Source organism: Acidobacteriota bacterium (assembly GCA_040756905.1).
In the GTDB taxonomy this organism is placed as follows: domain Bacteria; phylum Acidobacteriota; class Aminicenantia; order JBFLYD01; family JBFLYD01; genus JBFLYD01.
Genome location: JBFLYD010000043.1, coordinates 21,316 through 36,991 on the forward strand (window position 1 = coordinate 21,316; position 15,676 = coordinate 36,991).

At 35.4% G+C, this 15,676-nt stretch carries 16 protein-coding genes; all 16 read right to left on the reverse strand.

Features of this window, described 5'->3' with window-relative positions; all coding sequences use genetic code 11:
* Positions 1-108: 108 nt before the first annotated feature.
* On the reverse strand, positions 109-318 hold the full coding sequence (locus AB1410_06820) for a hypothetical protein (protein MEW6456404.1): 210 nt from the start codon (positions 316-318) through the stop codon (positions 109-111).
* A gap of 19 nt (positions 319-337) precedes the next feature.
* Positions 338-544, reverse strand: coding sequence for a twin-arginine translocase TatA/TatE family subunit (gene tatA / locus AB1410_06825; protein ID MEW6456405.1), 207 nt, complete (start codon positions 542-544; stop codon positions 338-340).
* A 213-nt stretch (positions 545-757) separates the two neighbouring features.
* Positions 758-1,714: a M48 family metallopeptidase gene (locus AB1410_06830; protein MEW6456406.1), complete on the reverse strand. Its 957-nt coding sequence runs from the start codon at positions 1,712-1,714 to the stop codon at positions 758-760.
* 6 nt (positions 1,715-1,720) lie between these two features.
* Positions 1,721-2,269, reverse strand: a complete 549-nt coding sequence (locus AB1410_06835; protein MEW6456407.1) for a LemA family protein — start codon at positions 2,267-2,269, stop codon at positions 1,721-1,723.
* Between the two features lie 579 nt (positions 2,270-2,848).
* A complete protein-coding gene (locus AB1410_06840; protein MEW6456408.1) occupies positions 2,849-3,085 on the reverse strand; it encodes a hypothetical protein in 237 nt (78 codons plus the stop codon).
* 128 nt (positions 3,086-3,213) lie between these two features.
* On the reverse strand, positions 3,214-4,104 hold the full coding sequence (locus AB1410_06845) for a cation diffusion facilitator family transporter (protein MEW6456409.1): 891 nt from the start codon (positions 4,102-4,104) through the stop codon (positions 3,214-3,216).
* A complete protein-coding gene (locus tag AB1410_06850) occupies positions 4,094-4,435 on the reverse strand; it encodes a P-II family nitrogen regulator (protein ID MEW6456410.1) in 342 nt (113 codons plus the stop codon). The genes AB1410_06845 and AB1410_06850 overlap by 11 nt, the downstream gene beginning before the upstream one ends.
* A gap of 11 nt (positions 4,436-4,446) precedes the next feature.
* Complete coding sequence (locus tag AB1410_06855) at positions 4,447-7,551, reverse strand: CusA/CzcA family heavy metal efflux RND transporter (GenBank protein ID MEW6456411.1); 3,105 nt, start codon at positions 7,549-7,551, stop codon at positions 4,447-4,449.
* A 32-nt stretch (positions 7,552-7,583) separates the two neighbouring features.
* Positions 7,584-9,065 carry an efflux RND transporter periplasmic adaptor subunit gene (locus AB1410_06860; GenBank protein MEW6456412.1) on the reverse strand — a complete coding sequence of 494 codons (1,482 nt, stop codon included), beginning with the start codon at positions 9,063-9,065 and terminating at the stop codon, positions 7,584-7,586.
* Complete coding sequence (locus AB1410_06865; GenBank protein ID MEW6456413.1) at positions 9,058-10,290, reverse strand: TolC family protein; 1,233 nt, start codon at positions 10,288-10,290, stop codon at positions 9,058-9,060. Before AB1410_06865 ends, AB1410_06860 begins: the two co-directional genes overlap by 8 nt.
* 411 nt (positions 10,291-10,701) lie before the next feature.
* Entirely contained in the window at positions 10,702-11,580 is an 879-nt protein-coding gene (locus AB1410_06870; protein MEW6456414.1) for a hypothetical protein, read from the reverse strand.
* A gap of 18 nt (positions 11,581-11,598) precedes the next feature.
* Positions 11,599-13,017 (reverse strand): mercury(II) reductase, encoded by a 1,419-nt coding sequence (merA, locus tag AB1410_06875; GenBank protein MEW6456415.1) that lies wholly within the window; start codon positions 13,015-13,017, stop codon positions 11,599-11,601.
* A 302-nt stretch (positions 13,018-13,319) separates the two neighbouring features.
* The gene (locus AB1410_06880) at positions 13,320-13,814 is read right to left on the reverse strand and encodes a copper ion binding protein (GenBank protein ID MEW6456416.1); all 495 of its coding nucleotides are present in this window, start codon (positions 13,812-13,814) and stop codon (positions 13,320-13,322) included.
* Between the two features lie 17 nt (positions 13,815-13,831).
* Positions 13,832-14,155 (reverse strand): mercuric transporter MerT family protein, encoded by a 324-nt coding sequence (locus tag AB1410_06885; GenBank protein MEW6456417.1) that lies wholly within the window; start codon positions 14,153-14,155, stop codon positions 13,832-13,834.
* 14 nt (positions 14,156-14,169) lie between these two features.
* Complete coding sequence (locus AB1410_06890) at positions 14,170-14,463, reverse strand: metal-sensitive transcriptional regulator (protein ID MEW6456418.1); 294 nt, start codon at positions 14,461-14,463, stop codon at positions 14,170-14,172.
* Positions 14,464-14,837: 374 nt separating this feature from the next.
* Positions 14,838-15,449, reverse strand: a complete 612-nt coding sequence (locus AB1410_06895; GenBank protein MEW6456419.1) for a cation transporter — start codon at positions 15,447-15,449, stop codon at positions 14,838-14,840.
* Positions 15,450-15,676 lie beyond the last annotated feature (227 nt).

Consider the following 15,676-nt stretch of genomic DNA (forward strand, 5'->3'; position numbering starts at 1 on the left):
ATGGATTTAAAATAAATAATGCATAAATTTGTTATTTTCTCGTAAAAAAATAGAATTTCTTTAAGATTTGTTAAATAATTGTAAAATAATTGGTTCTTTTCTTTTTTATTAAAAAAAAAATTTTTTTATTTTATCTGAGACCTTTGCTGGTTTTTTAATTGTTTGATTGATTTTTGTCAATGTCTTTTGAATTTCATATTTTAAATTTTTTAACTCTTCTGCATTTATTAAACTCTCAATTTCATTAAGGTATTTTAAATTTAGCTTTTCACTTTCCTCTCTTTCTTCGGCCAATTTTTTTAATACTAAAGGATCCATTTTATTCTAATTTTTTTAATTACTTATTTTCCTGCTCGTTAGAGTTTGAAAGAGATTTATTCTCTTCTTTCTCTTCTTTCGAGCTCGAGCCAGAAATCGCCTTCTTGAAATTTTTAATTCCCTCTCCAATTCCCTTTCCAATCTCTGGAAGCTTCCTTGCACCGAATAGAAGAAGAACGATCAGCAGTATTAATATAATTTCAGGCAAACCTATTCTTCCAAACATATTTTTCCTCCTTTCAAAAAATATTATAAATTCTTTAAAAAGTCAAACTTTATTTGACATTAGAGCCCTTTACATAAGCTTGAAAGAAGATTTATTCAGTTCATCCCAGTGCAGTCAGGGAAGCTGAAAAGAAAGAGATTCTTCTTATAGCTTCTTATCAGAGATAACAAAAGGCATTATTTAATTTGACTAAAATTATATTAAAAATCCCAGTCAATAATAAATACCTGCCATCTCTCTTAAAATTTTTATCCTTTTCTGAATTGGAGGGTGGGTGCTCCACATCTCAGCAAAAAATCCTTCTTTTGAATTTACTGCTTTGTTCATGGGGTCAGATATGAAAAGATGGGCAGTCCCCTGTGTGGCTCTATCCACAACTTTATCATAGTGATTTGCAATTTTTTCCAGGGCTTTTGCAAGGGCAAAGGGATTTCTTGTAAATTCTGCTGAAGCTGCATCAGCCATGTATTCTCGAGCCCGTGATATGGCCAGAGCCATCAACCTTGCGATGAGTGGAGCTAAAATTGCCAAAACTAAAAATACAATTAGAATTATGGGATGAATTCCTCCACCTCTTCCTTCTCTTTTACCTTTTGTAGATGTTTTTCCTCCTGAGTAGAACAAAATTCTTCTTGCCCAGTCCGATAGCAAAACAACTGCTCCAAGAAGAGCAGAAACAATAGTCATGGTTAATATATCTTTATTTCTGACATGTCCCATCTCATGGGCAATGACACCTTGGATTTCTTCTCGACTCATTGTTTCGATAAGTCCGGTAGTGACTCCAATTGAAGAATGTCTTGGGTCTCTTCCTGTGGCAAATGCATTGGGTGATGCTTCTGGTATGATATACACTTTTGGGGCTGGCATTCCAGATGCAAGGGACATCTCCCTCACAATATTTAACACCTGTTTTTCTTTTAAATCATTCTCATTTGCAGGTCTTGCTTTCATCGAGAGAAGTACTAATTTATCTCCAAAAAAATAGGCAATAAAACTCTGGAAGCTTCCAAATCCAAGAGCCAATGCTGTTGCATAGGGAAAATCCAGATTCAGGTAAAATCTGTCGATTAGATATCCGAGAATCCCAAGGATTACAAGGAAAATAAAAATTAAAAATAAAGTTTTCCTGTTGTTTATTCTCTGCTGTTCAAAGAAATCAATTTTCATTAAGTGTTAAAAACTTAAATCAACCTTTGGGACTGCCTTTTCTTCTTCTGGAGCTTTGAAAAATTCAAAGAGCTTAAAGGCAAATACAGAAGCAATTATATTACTGGGGAAAACCTGAGTTTTTGTGTTGTATCTCATAACAGAATCATTGTAGTGCTGTCTTGTGAAAGATATCTGATTTTCAGTTGTGGTAAGCTCTTCCTGAAGGGCAAGCACATTCTGATTAGCTTTTAAATCAGGATAGTTCTCAAAAAGGGCAAACAGCCTTGAAAGAACTCCGCTCAGCTCCCCTTCTGCTTCTGCTTTAGCTGTTACACTGGTTGCTGAAACAGCTTTTGCTCTTGCCTCCATCACTCTGTTTAAAGTCTCCTGTTCATATTTCATGTATCCTCTGACAGCATTAACTAAGTTTGGAATTAAATCATGTCTTCTTTTCAATTGAACATCTATCTGTGACCATGCATTATTTACCTGCACTCTCATTCTGATAAGGGAGTTATACATAAGTATTACCCAGACAATAAAAAGAACTACTAAAATAAGTATTACTGTCATTTAGCTTCCTCCATTTCCTGAAAATTAAAAAACTTTACGCAACGAAAATTCATATTATCAAAAAAATTAAACTCAATACAATATCTTAACGGCTTTCTCCACAACCCAGCCTCATCACCTTTTTATTTTATTAAACCCGAATTACGCAAGGTTTCCTTCAATGTCATTCCTGCCCCCATTTTCATGAGGGTAAACTCCAGCAGGAATCCAGCGTTTATTATCCCTTATTTCTGGATCCCCGCCCCCCGTTTTCACGGGGGCAAGTTTACCCCTGCGAAAGCAGGGGGCGGGAATGACGAATTAACGAAGGTTTACATAATATCTTTGCGTAATTCGGGTTAAATTAAAGAGAGAAACCTCTCACTGAGCGATATATCGACAAGCATCTAATACAAACGAATTAAATAAATTGACATGTAGGGCATGGCTTTACCATGCATTAAGCAACCCCCGAATCAACCCATGAAACAAAGTTCAGGGCAAGGTTCGGGGCAGGCTCTGAAGGGTTGCCCTACAAAGAAAATGTCAACTTATTTATGCCGCTCATTATAATAAAAAACTTTACTTGCTTCTTCTTTTTCACTCCACTGGAATCTCTTCGCCTTCCACCTTTCTGGGCCATTCAATCTCTAAGACTCCAGGTTTTGTAAGCCTTACTTTGATTTCTTCTTTTTTAACATCCGGGTTTATCTTAATTTTCAATACATGAAATTTCTCAGTCCTTGTATATCTTACAGGTCTTCCCTGCCCGTGAAAACCGAACCCGAATGGACCGATTCTTATCCCTAAATCTTCCCATAAATCTTCAAAATCCATGACAACCTCCTTTTTTATTATGAGAAAATATTCTATATCTTTCAATACTTCCAGTAAAATTAAGGCAAATTTTCAAATCAAAAATTTGGTGAGAAGAATCTCCTTTATCTCAATTTCTTATATTTTTTTCAATCACAAGGCTCAATCTTACATTCATTACCATTTATACTCTCCACTTGAATTGTGGAATGATGGATTCCAAACTTTGAAGAAAGTATATTATTAGATTTATCCAAAACCATTTGAGTATCTGTATTTTCTCTTACTACGAGATGAGCTGTTAAAGAAACAAATCCTGAAGTAATGCTCCAGATATGAAGGTCGTGAACTTTTTGAACTCCATGTATTAAAGTCAGGGCTTCTCTTACCTTATTGATATCCAAATAAGTTGGAGAACCTTCCATAAGTACATGAAAAGATTCTTTTATCAATTTCCAAGAGCTCCAAAGAATCAATATGCATATCAAAATACTTACTAAAGGATCCACTACCATCCAACCCGTAAAACGAATCGTAAGACTGGCAATAATTACACCCAAACTTCCTAAAGCATCGCCAAGGACATGAAGAAATGCTCCTTTGACATTTAAATTTTCCTCTCTTGAACGAAAAAGAATCATCCCACTTGTAAGATTTGCAAGTAATCCAATGGATGCCACTATAAGCATCATTCCACTTCTTACTTCCGGCGGTGATTGAAAGCGCTTATATGCCTCATAAACAATTACACCTGCAATTATCCACAGGGTCAGACCATTTACAAAAGCTGCAAATATCTCAAAACGATACCATCCAAATGTCTTTTTAAAAGTTCGATGTTTTGAAGATAGCCAGAACGCAAAAAGGCTTAATCCTAATGCCCCAACATCTGTAAACATATGCCCTGCATCAGCCAAGAGAGCGAGGCTTTTAGTTATTATCCCTCCTACAATTTCCACTCCCATAAAAAAGAGCGTTATTATAAGGGCATAGCTAAGTTTTTTCTTGCTTTCAGTTTGCGCTCTTTCCCTAAATTGCACTTTTTCCTCTTTCTCCAGTCCGAATTTTTATAACATCTTGAACCTCATATATAAATATCTTTCCATCTCCTTTACTTCCAGTTCTGGCATTCTCCTCAATAGTCCTGACAGTGACCTCTGTAAGCTCATCAGGTACAACGATTTCCAATTTTATCTTTTTATCATATTCTATAATTTCATCTGAGAATTTATCTTTATAGTTAACTTTCATACTCTTTCCAAAGCCCTTTACTTCAGAAACAGTAATACCAGGAAGCTCCTCAATATACCTCAGGGCCCTAATAACTTTTTCAAGCATCAATGGCTTTATAATCGCCTTAATTTCTTTCATCTCTTTTCTCCTTATATTTCAATCTCTTCTTTTTTGGCCTCAAACCAACCATACAATGTGGGAAGGACTAAAAGCGTTAATAAGGTAGAAGTTATCAATCCTCCAACAACCACTACTGCCAGAGGACGCTGCACTTCAGAACCAGGTCCTTGGGCAAAAAGAAGCGGGATTAGACTGAATATTGTGATAGAAGCTGTCATCAATACTGGACGGAGACGATGCTCACAAGCTTTTATGATAGATTCTCTTAAAGGCATTCCTTCTTGACGAAGCTGGTTAATGTAAGAAACCAACACAATACCATTTAAAACTGCTACTCCGAATAATGCAATAAATCCAACTGATGCAGGTACTGAAAGATAGAGGCCTGATATAAACAATGCTACAACTCCTCCTATCAAAGCAAAAGGCAGGTTCATAATAACAAGGATTGCTAATTTTATTGAATTAAAAGTCACAAACAAAAGAAAAAAGATAAGCCCTATGGTTATTGGAACAATAACCATTAATCTTTTCATAGCCCTTTGCTGACTTTCGAACTGTCCACCCCAGGTTATATAATAACCAGTAGGAAGCGTTACATTTTCTTTTATTTTACGTTTTGCTTCAGAGACAAAACCTCCAATATCCCTTCCATGTATATTGCATTCTATTCCTATGCGCCTCTGGGTATTTTCCCTGCTTATCTGGGCAGGTCCTTCAACAAATGAAATATCCGAAAGCTGGCTTAATGGTATTTTAAAACCATGGGGAGAATTTACTAATATATTTCCGATTGTGGATATTGAATTCCTTTTTTCTTCAGGAAATCTTATCAAAACGTCAAAGTATTTTTCACCTTCATACAGCTGAGTTGCAGGCTTTCCTCCTATTGCTGTTTCGATAATCATTTGCACATCATCGATGTTTACTCCGTACCGTGCTATCTTTTGACGATCTACACTTACAGAGAGATAAGGTTGCCCAGAAACTCGTTCGACAACGAGGTCTTCTACACCTTTAATTTTTGATAAAACTCTTCCGATTTCATCTGCCTTATTTTTTAACACCTCTAAACCCTCTCCAAATAGTTTTATGATTATCTGTGCTCGAGTTCCAGCAACAACTTCGTCAATCCTGCAGGCAATTGGTTGACTGAATGAAAAAGTTATCCCAGGAAGTATTGACAACGCATCTCTCATCTTTTGAGTTAATTCTTCTCTTTTTTTAGCGTTCTTCCATTCAGAACGGGGCCTGAGAGTCCCCACAAAACCAGTCCTTTCCACTCCCCTTGCTTCTATAGCTATACCAGTTTGACCTGTTCTTGAAACAACAGTTTCCAATTCAGGGAATTTCATAAGGGTCCTTTCAACTTCTTTGCTTATCTCCAATGACTTTGGTAGAGAAATTCCAGGTAATAATTGTACATCCATATCAAATGCACCTTCATCCATTATAGGAATAAATTCTGTGCCCAATGGAGGGATTAAATATAAGGTGAAAAGAAGGAGTATACCTGCCGAGATAAGAATAATAGCTTTATGGTTTAATCCCCAGCGTAAAACAGGCAAATATATTTTTTTTGCCCAATGAATCAAAAAAATTTTTTTCTCAGCTCCTGATTTTAATATCAAAGAGCAAAATACTGGGATAACAAAAATTGAAAGGATAAGAGATGAAAGAAGAGCTATTGTAACTGTGAAGGCCAGCGGAGTGAACATTTTCCCTTCTATTCCTTGAAGTGTCATTATTGGAATAAATGTTAATGCGATAATCAATTCTCCAAAGATACTTGGCTTCATCACCTCTAAAACTGCCCTAAGCACAGTTGATAATTTGTGCTTCGATGCATCTGATTCTGAGTGATGTCTCTGAACATTTTCAACCTGTATTATTGTAGCATCTATTATCATCCCAATGGAAATTGCCAAACCACCAAGGGACATGAGGTTTGCTGTAAGTCCAGTGTGTTTCATAACGATAAATGTACATAGAGCAGATAGAGGAAATGCAAAAATAACAATCAGGGCACCACGGAAACTTCTTAAAAATAGATAAAGAACAAAAATTACAAAAATTGCGCCTTCTTGCAATGCTTTTGTAACAGTGTGTATACTCTTCTTTACGATGTATGATCTTTTGTAAAAAGGCTTTATTTTCAATCCCTTAGGAAGAATGTTGCTTTCATTTATTTCTTCCACTTTTTTCTCAACCATTTCAACAACTTCACGACTGTTACTTCCCCGAAGCATCATTACTATTCCGCCCACAACTTCTTTTTCACCATTTTTTACAGAAGCACCCTGGCGAACCGCCTGCCCAATTTCCACATCTGCCACATCGCGCATAAATACAGGAATTCCATCCCGGGATTTTAAAACGATGTTTTCTATATCTTTTACTGATTGTAAGAGTCCTATGCCCCGGATTAAATATTGTTGGGAGTATCGCTGAAAAATATTCCCTCCTACATTCCGATTATTTCTTTTCAATCCTTCAACCACATCATCAAGGGAAATATCGAATTTCAGCAATTTATCTGAATCTGCATACACCTGATATTGTTTTATGTAACCTCCAAATGAATTAATTTCATTAACCCCTGGAATTGTTTTTAAAATAGGGCTTATAACCCAATCCTGAATCGTTCGCAATTCTGTTAAATATCTAATCCTATCCGTTTCATCATCAGGTTCATTTCCTTCTAATGTGTACTGATAGATTTCACCCATGGCAGTTGATACAGGCCCCATCGAAATATCCACGCCTTCCGGTACTTTCTCTTTTGCCTCGATTAACCTTTCCAATACAAGCTGTCTCGCAAAATATATGTCGACATCATCTTCAAAGACCACAGTAACAACAGATAAACCGAATCTGGAAACCGAACGTATTTGAGTCAATCCTGGTAGACCTCGCATTGCTATTTCAATTGGATAGGTAACAAATTTTTCAACCTCCAGAGGAGAACGACCCGGTGCGGTGCTCAAAATTTCTACCTGAATGTTTGTTACATCAGGAAAGGCATCGATTGGAAGTCTCATGAAAGAATAAATTCCCAATGTAATCAACAATATTACAACCACTATAATCATAAGTTTTTGATTTAATGAAAAAGATATTATTTTTTCAATCATCTTTATTCTACCTCCAGTGTCATGTCACTTAATTATCCTTCGTTACTTTCTTGTGACATGACACTTTCCCTATGGGGGCAAGCCCCCCTTAGACGCTTCGCTGAGCACCCCCCAGACATGGGGAAGCCTCTTCCCCATGCCCCTTCGGAGCGCTGAGGGAAAAATTGCTTATCTTTGAAGTGATCTACTGAACCGCGCTCCAGTGTCTTTTTAAGAAGTTCTGATTTGAGAATGAAACTGCCTTCAGTAGCAATAATATCACCAGTTTTTAAACCATTCACTATCTCAATAAAACTATCTAATTTTAATCCTGTTTCTATCTCTTTGACTGAGAAAGAATTGTTCCCAGATTGGAGAAAAACTACTTTTTTACCTTCTAAATCTTGAACTGCAATTTCTGGAATTAAAAGCGATTTTGATTCTGAAGGAAAAATCAAGTTAACTTCAGCGTACATCCCAGGCTTTAACTTTCCTGATTTATTCATAACTTCAACCCTTCCTTTTACAGTGCGAGTATTTTTATCTACCACATCGCTTAAAAGGGTGAGTTTTCCTTTAAATTCTTCATTGGGAAAAGCACTGACTCTTATCAAAGTCTTGCATCCCTGTTTGATTGAAGATAGGTCTTTCTCGTATATATTAACGTTGACCCATAGAGTGGATATATCTGCGATTTTAAAAAGACTCGTGCCCGTATCAATGTAGTCTCCAGTAACAACATTACTTTCAATAATGCTTCCATTAAATGGAGCTCTTATTGGCAGAAGGAATTTTATCGAATGAGTTTTTTCCAATTCAATTAATTCTTCTTCTCTTATATTTAACAAAATTAGTTTATTCCTTGCAGAATCAAGAAGGGATTTGGCATTTTGTCTCTCTTCTTCATCGTTATTTTTCATTACTCTTTTCAATCTTTCTTCAGCTTGAATAAATTCCGCCTGGGCAGAAAGAAAATCCGGACTATAAATGGAAAGAAGCAATTGACCTTCTTTAACTTTATCTCCTGGAAAAGCGAAAACTTCTTCAACTCTTCCTGATACTCTCGATGTTATATTTACAAACTTTCTTTGATTGAAAGAAATTTCGCCAACCACTTTAATTCTCTGGGAAACTGTCCTCAACTGAACAATGTCTGTTTTTATCCCAGCTATTTTTAAAGCATCCTCTGAAAGAGTAATGGTAGATCGAGCATTTTCTTCTGCATTCTCTGTATCAACCTCTTCGGCTTTTTTCTTATTGCATCCATATAAAAAAAGGGTAAAAGCTAAAATCATCAAAATATGTATAAGATAAGGATTCTTCTTCATTTTACCTCCTAGTGTTGTGTCACTTAAATACCTTTCCTTATTCTTATGTGACACAACACTTTCCCTATGGGAGAAAGCCTCTCCCTGGACGCTTCGCTGAGCACCCCCTGACATGGGGAAGCCTCTTCCCCATACCCCTTCAGTGTGCTGGAAGAGAGACCGTCTGCCTGCGAAGATATTTAAGGGACAGCACACTAGATTATTCATAATCCTCTCCAGCTACTTCCAAGTCAGCAAGAGAAACAAGATAAAAGTAAAGGGATCTCAAATATTCAAGCTTTGTAAGTGTATACGTACGATAGAGGTCTAAAAGATTAAGGGCATCGATTTTTCCATATTGATAATTGTGGATGCCAATTTTGAGTTGATCCTCGGCCTCTCTGAGAAGTTTTTGCTCAAACACCTTTACCTGCTCCTCTGCTGCTTTCACTGACGAATATGCATTCTCTAATTGTGTCATTATTCTTCTCTCTATGGCTTCTGAAGAAATTAGGTTTATCTGTTTTGTTGCCTCTGCTTCGAGTATTAGCCCTTTCTGTCTCTTCTTCCAATAAACCGGAATAGAGAATCCAAACACTACTCCCCCTGCCCCTGTCCGTAAACTCGGAAAGAAAAATTCCACAGAAAAATCAGGATAAAAACTCATATTTGAAAGCCTCAAGCCAGCATTGGCCTGTTCGAGCTTTAATGCAGCAATATAAAGGGAAGGTCTTGTCCTTTTAGCCTCTTCTTTGATCTTAGAAAAGTCTTTCTCAAAGGGAATAAAAGAAATATCTGTCAGCAAATGTAATGGTTCATCTCCCTTTCTTCCAAGAAGAAGATTCAAATAAGACTTATCTACTTTCAATTCTTTTTTAACCTCAATTAATTGATTCTGTATTCTTGCCTTTTCTACTCTTGCACGAAGAACATCAAGATAGGGAACCATTCCCACTTGATATTTGATGTTTGCATTATCGATAAATTCATCAAGGAGACCTAAAGTAGATTCAAGAGTTGAAATAGTCCTCTGACTTAAAATAGCTTTATAATATGCTCTCTTTACCCCAGCTTTAATTATAATCTCTATCCTTTCTAATTCAAAAAAAGATATTTCTTCTCCATATTTTCCAATTTTTCCTCTAAGAGACCTTTTTCCGGGAAACTCAAGAAACTGCTGGATTCCGAAACTTATCTCTCTCTCAGTTCCATTCCTGGAAATTCCACCCATTGGAATACCTTCGTCGCTAAAAGCTATTTCCGGGTCAGGAATGGCTTCCATTTGCAATCTTTTGCCCAATGAAACATTCAGTTCTCCCTTAGCAGAAAGAATCTCTGGGTTCTGTTTCATAGCGATATCAATTGCCTGCTCGAGGGTAAGACCTTCCTCTCCTTTAACTATACACCATGAAAAAAGGAGAACAATTATCAATAAATAATTAATTAATCTCAATTTGAGCCTCCATCACAAAAAAATATTAATTTAAAATTAAGGATTATTGGTAAAGCTCAGGAAATTTAATTTGGGGGATGGAAAATATTTTTTATAAATTCAGGAGGGATAATACAATTATTACCAAAATAAATATAAAATTTTGAAGAAAGATTAAAATGAAAGACATCATATATAACAGATGAAGGATTATTAAATAGACTATGTAATGGGCTGCATAATCCATTCAATTCGCCATAACAAAAGAAGTCATGGGAAATTGCAATTGTACTGAGTAAAAATAAAATAAGAAACAGGGTTAAAATGAACAAATTTTTCAACCATATTTTTTTTGTTTTATTCATTAATTACAGATTAGAATTATATAAATTAATTAGAAGAATTTCAAGCATATCTTTTAACACCGCCATTTTAAAAACCTTTTGAAAACCCAAGCTCGAAACTCCAGAGATATTTTGGCGAGTTGAGAGTCTCATAAGTATGCACAACAGCATAACCGACTGATAAATCCAAAAAAGTATCAAATATGAGTAAACTAATTCTCGGACCTATATCTAAGGTTAATCTTCTTGTATTCTGAAATACATCTACTGAGTCTTCTGAGGGGTAAGTAGTAGAAATTTTATCACCTTCCTGCCATACCAATGTTGAGTTTAAGCTAATTCCCAAATTTGTTTTAAAAAATCGCATTATACCGAGAGAAACTGTTGCCCTATTCCCAAAACTATAGTTAGATTGTTTTAGAAAATAACTGTAATAGAGTTCACTGAAAATTATATTTCCACCAATATTTATGGAATATGCTATACCGCTATTCAATCCCCATGGAATAGGTAGAGAATCATGCTCTTTATGAAAAACATAACCTGAAGGAATTTTAATCCCACCTATAATGCTCAAAATAGGTCGAGTTGAGACAAACGGCGCCTTCAAGATGAAGTAGCGAGTTAGAACATCAACACCATATGGTATTGAAAAAACAGTATGAAATTTTCCATCTCGCATAAATCCATTGGCATAAGATATTGGAATATTTGCTCCAAAAGACCAGCGGTCAAAATTTCTAATTAAAGATATTCTTGCATTTTGAAGATTTCTGTAATAAATATCATCTTCCTGACGCTCAAACCTGTAACGAAAACTAAAATCAAAATTTTGTAACGTAGTAAAAGCATAACCACGCAATGGTAATCCCACACTGCCAAGGCATGCAGGACATGTTGCAAAAGAAAAAGATGGAAATAAAATTAAACTTGCGATAAAAATCAAACGAAAACTTCTTCTAAGCATTTTTTGTACTTCCTTCAATTATTCCACACAACAACTCATTTTACTCATATCCCGGTTGAATGATTGACTAACTATTTTTATTGCTTCAGAAAATGTTGGGAAGATATGAACTGTATCTATAATATCCTCGATGGTTAACCCTAATTTAATCGCTAAAGTTGCCTCATGAATTATCTCAGATGCTAACCTGGAGACAATATGGACGCCTAAAATTTTTTTTGATTCTGGATGAAGAACCATATAAATTAAACCCTTTGTATCATTTATTATCTTAGCTTTTGGAATTCTATCCATCTTAACCATCTGGCATAAACAATTACCAAATATTCTCATAGAATCTTCTTCCTTAATTCCAATGCTGGCAATCTGTGGTGAGGTAAATATTGCATAAGGAATAATGCTGTAATCCATCTTGGTCTTCGCATTTTTTAATGCATTTTGTGCGGCTATATTCCCCTCTTTAGCTGCCACTGTCTCAAGCCATGGAGCCCCTGTTATATCACCAGCAGCAAAGATATGAAGTCGTGAAGCCCTTAAAAATTCATCTACTTTAATAAAACCATCTTTATCTGTTTCAATACCCACATTCTCCAGACCTAAGTCTTTACTATTTCCAACCAGTCCTGTAGCTAAAAGGATTTCATCAACAAGAAAGGTTTGTATTTTATTTTCTATCTCCACATCTGCCAATTTTTTACCATCCTGTTTTCTTACTCTTTGAATCTTCGCAGTGGTATATATTTTTATATTTTCTTCTATAAGAGATTTTTTAAGCTCTTCTGAAACAATCGGTTCAACTTGAGGCAAGATTCTTTCCATTAACTCTACTACAATAACTTTGCTGCCCAGACGAGAAAACATCTGAGCAAATTCTAAACCAATAGGACCTGCACCAATTACTAAAAAACTTTCTGGCAATTTATTTAACTCTAAAGCTTCACGGTTAGTTAAAAATCCAGTCTCCTTTAGACCTGGGATAGGCAATACTTTTGGGGATGAACCTGTGGCAATGATAAATTTAGAACCAGAAAACCTCCTGCCTTCAACTTCCACCTCTTTATCTGAGATAAAGCGGGCATAACCCTCAATGTAGGTAACATAAGGTAAATTATTTAATACATTTTGATAATTTACCTCTCTTAAAGAATTGACTAATTCATTTTTTTCCTCAATAAGTCTGGCAAAATCAATTTTAGATGATGAATTAAGTGACTTAAAGCGACTGTTATTCAACTGATGATAATGATCTGCAACTTCTAATAAAAATTTTGTTGGAATACAACCTACATTAACACATGTTCCCCCAATCGGGAGACTGGAATTTATCAGGAGCGTATCTGCCTTAAATTCATCTGCTTTAATTGCAGCCGAAAATCCTGCTGCTCCTCCACCAATAATTATTAAATCAAATTCATTTTTTTTGTCAGAAAAGTTCATACTATTGTTCTCTCCTTTATTACATCTTTAATTAATACAAACGCAAAAAGTTTTATTATATTCTTAGTATGACCCCCTCATAAATTGAAGAAGGTATAATAATTATCACCTCTACATCTAGTACTTAGTTGCATAAGTTCTCACTCCGTCATTCCCCCAGGTCTTAAGCGGGAATCTATTGATTTTACTGGATTCCTGCTGGAGTTTACCCTCATGAAAATGGGGGCAGGAATGACAACATAAGACGCTAATTTACGCAACTAAGTACTAGAAATATGCAAAAATTTTGTGCTTAGCTTAGATTACTCTGGCAAGGATGCTCTGTAGGCAATTTTATTTATAGCTTCTAATAGTTGAGAAATTTTTACTTTTTTTGGATCATAGCTAACCTCTGCTTCCTTATCTTTTAGGCTTACTTCCGTATTTTTGACACCCTCAATTTTACTCAAAGCAGACTTAACCGCTATTACACATCCTTCACATGTCATTCCTTCTACATGGATTTTCTGGGTTATCTCTTTAACTTTAAATTTGCCTTCAGCTATATCTTCAATTACTTTTGCTAAGTTTTGAGAGGAAACCTCTTTAGATTCAGCTTTTACAGAGACTTTTCCTTTTTCTAATGAGACATTGACTTCATTTACACCTTTTAAATTAGACAAGGAAGATTCTATATCTTTTACACACTTCTCACATACAATTCCATCCACTTTGTACTTATATTCAGCTGCATTAACTACCTTTATTCCAAAACTTAAAATCAACCCTGTGCTAACCATAATTAATAAAGTTCTCATCTTCTAATCCCCTCCTTTCATATCTTCCCTAATATATAGGGAAGAAGGATAATTAAAATTACTATTGCTGATACTAAAGTAAGGAAAATCTTATCCTTTGTCAGAAACTTTCTGGCCCCAGTCTCAACCTCACAACATTTATCTTTTTTTATAATAATCCACCAAGCCCAGCTAATGAGTAATAAGGCAATTAAAATAAATAAATACCTGAATTTTATCAGAAAAGGAATCCATCCTGCTCCAGATACCCCTAACGCAACTACTGCTATTGGTCCAATGCAACATATAGAAGCAAACATAGCTGAAATAACTGAACCCACTGCAGAAATTTTCTCTCTCATCTTAGATTAAAATTTTATTTGGCAAATTTATAAATCACATCCATCATCTCATTGTAGATTTCTTCCTGCCTTTTTTGATCTTTTGATCGCAGGGCATCAGTGGCGCAAATTTCAAGATAATTTTGCATAAGTACTTTCCCTAAACCTCGTAAAGCTTCATGCACTGAAGAAATTTGCTGCAAAATATCAACACAGTATCTATCCTCATCAACCATTTTCGCCAGACCTCTTATCTGACCTTCAATACGCTTTATTCTATCCTTACAAATCTTCCTCCTTTCCAGTGTTAAACAACCTTTTTTTGCCATATTAATATCTCCTTATACTATTACTCCCTATATCTATTATAATTAAAATTTTTTCTTTGTCAAGTCCTTAATGAAAAATTTAAGCATCACTTTTTCGGTGATAAGTTATGTAGCATATCTAACGAACTCTTTTCGACGCTCTTACCAGTAACTATCCCATTCTCCATTAAGCTTTAAAAGTCTCAATCTTAAAAGAAGATTAGTACCCTTTTTTTCAACCAAATCTCAGTAGGTGTATGGCAGTCTGTCAGACTAACGGACCAGGCATCAGCCGTGCATGGTAGCGTATCGGCTGATGCCGTGGTTAGGCGAGTGCGATAGCACCAAAATTTTCCCCCGAAAATTTTACGTATGACGTTAGGCAGGTGTAAAAATCAACAATCGCATAGTTTCTCTTCCTTTAAGGTGTTGTAACCTTCTTTTATTAGAAAGACCACAATAACTAATCCAACAATAGGGTCTGCTTGCCATAGTCCGTATAAATAATTCAGTCCTAATCCAATTAACAAAGCAGCGGACAAAAATACACATGCAAGTGTCTGCTTAGAGTCTGCTACTAAGCTCCTGCTATTTATTGATTTTCCAGTTTGATATTTCATATAAAACAATACTGGCATCACTATTATAGAGAGGACAGCAACGATTATTCCTAAAAGACTTGGTTCTGGGATTTCATGGAAGTACAGTTTCTTGATAGATTCATATAAAACATAAGCACTCAGTATAAAGAAGGTATAAGCAACGAATTTTATCGCTTTTTTCTCAATTTTTTTCTCTTCCTCTTTTGATATTTTTCCGTGTTTTCTAAATCTCCAAATCATCACACTTCCTGACGAAGATTCAACAAAACTATCTAGACCAAATCCGACTAATGCTATGCTACCAGCTAATAATCCAGCAAAGATTGATACTATTCCCTCTAAAATATTGTATCCTACTGTGAAGTATGATAATAAAAGTGCTTTTTTATGAAGTCTTGAATCCATAATATTAGTATCCATTTGTCAATATGACAAAGTATCTTTAAACGTCCGCCCGACTAATATGTCGCCAAACTTGTTATCTCCGAATTATTTCGCTTTTTGTCCAGCTTCGGGATGGTACCACGAGTAATTTCTGATATCCCAACTTTGGCTGAAAAGCCAGAAAAATTCCTAACGGTTAATAATTTTGTAATTTATAACCACCTCTGTTTTTATTGCCATATTTTTCT

What these genes read in the sequence shown, in the direction of transcription:
- merA (MEW6456415.1), bottom strand. Translation starts at nt 13,017, where the DNA reads ATGAACTTTTCTGACAAAAAAAATGAATTTGATTTAATAATTATTGGT.
- AB1410_06885 (MEW6456417.1), bottom strand. Translation starts at nt 14,155, where the DNA reads ATGAGAGAGAAAATTTCTGCAGTGGGTTCAGTTATTTCAGCTATGTTT.
- AB1410_06850 (MEW6456410.1), bottom strand. Translation starts at nt 4,435, where the DNA reads ATGAAAGAAATTAAGGCGATTATAAAGCCATTGATGCTTGAAAAAGTT.
- AB1410_06880 (MEW6456416.1), bottom strand. Translation starts at nt 13,814, where the DNA reads ATGAGAACTTTATTAATTATGGTTAGCACAGGGTTGATTTTAAGTTTT.
- AB1410_06855 (MEW6456411.1), bottom strand. Translation starts at nt 7,551, where the DNA reads ATGATTGAAAAAATAATATCTTTTTCATTAAATCAAAAACTTATGATT.
- AB1410_06895 (MEW6456419.1), bottom strand. Translation starts at nt 15,449, where the DNA reads ATGGATTCAAGACTTCATAAAAAAGCACTTTTATTATCATACTTCACA.
- AB1410_06860 (MEW6456412.1), bottom strand. Translation starts at nt 9,065, where the DNA reads ATGAATAATCTAGTGTGCTGTCCCTTAAATATCTTCGCAGGCAGACGG.
- AB1410_06840 (MEW6456408.1), bottom strand. Translation starts at nt 3,085, where the DNA reads ATGGATTTTGAAGATTTATGGGAAGATTTAGGGATAAGAATCGGTCCA.
- tatA (MEW6456405.1), bottom strand. Translation starts at nt 544, where the DNA reads ATGTTTGGAAGAATAGGTTTGCCTGAAATTATATTAATACTGCTGATC.
- AB1410_06820 (MEW6456404.1), bottom strand. Translation starts at nt 318, where the DNA reads ATGGATCCTTTAGTATTAAAAAAATTGGCCGAAGAAAGAGAGGAAAGT.
- AB1410_06835 (MEW6456407.1), bottom strand. Translation starts at nt 2,269, where the DNA reads ATGACAGTAATACTTATTTTAGTAGTTCTTTTTATTGTCTGGGTAATA.
- AB1410_06890 (MEW6456418.1), bottom strand. Translation starts at nt 14,463, where the DNA reads ATGGCAAAAAAAGGTTGTTTAACACTGGAAAGGAGGAAGATTTGTAAG.
- AB1410_06830 (MEW6456406.1), bottom strand. Translation starts at nt 1,714, where the DNA reads ATGAAAATTGATTTCTTTGAACAGCAGAGAATAAACAACAGGAAAACT.
- AB1410_06870 (MEW6456414.1), bottom strand. Translation starts at nt 11,580, where the DNA reads ATGCTTAGAAGAAGTTTTCGTTTGATTTTTATCGCAAGTTTAATTTTA.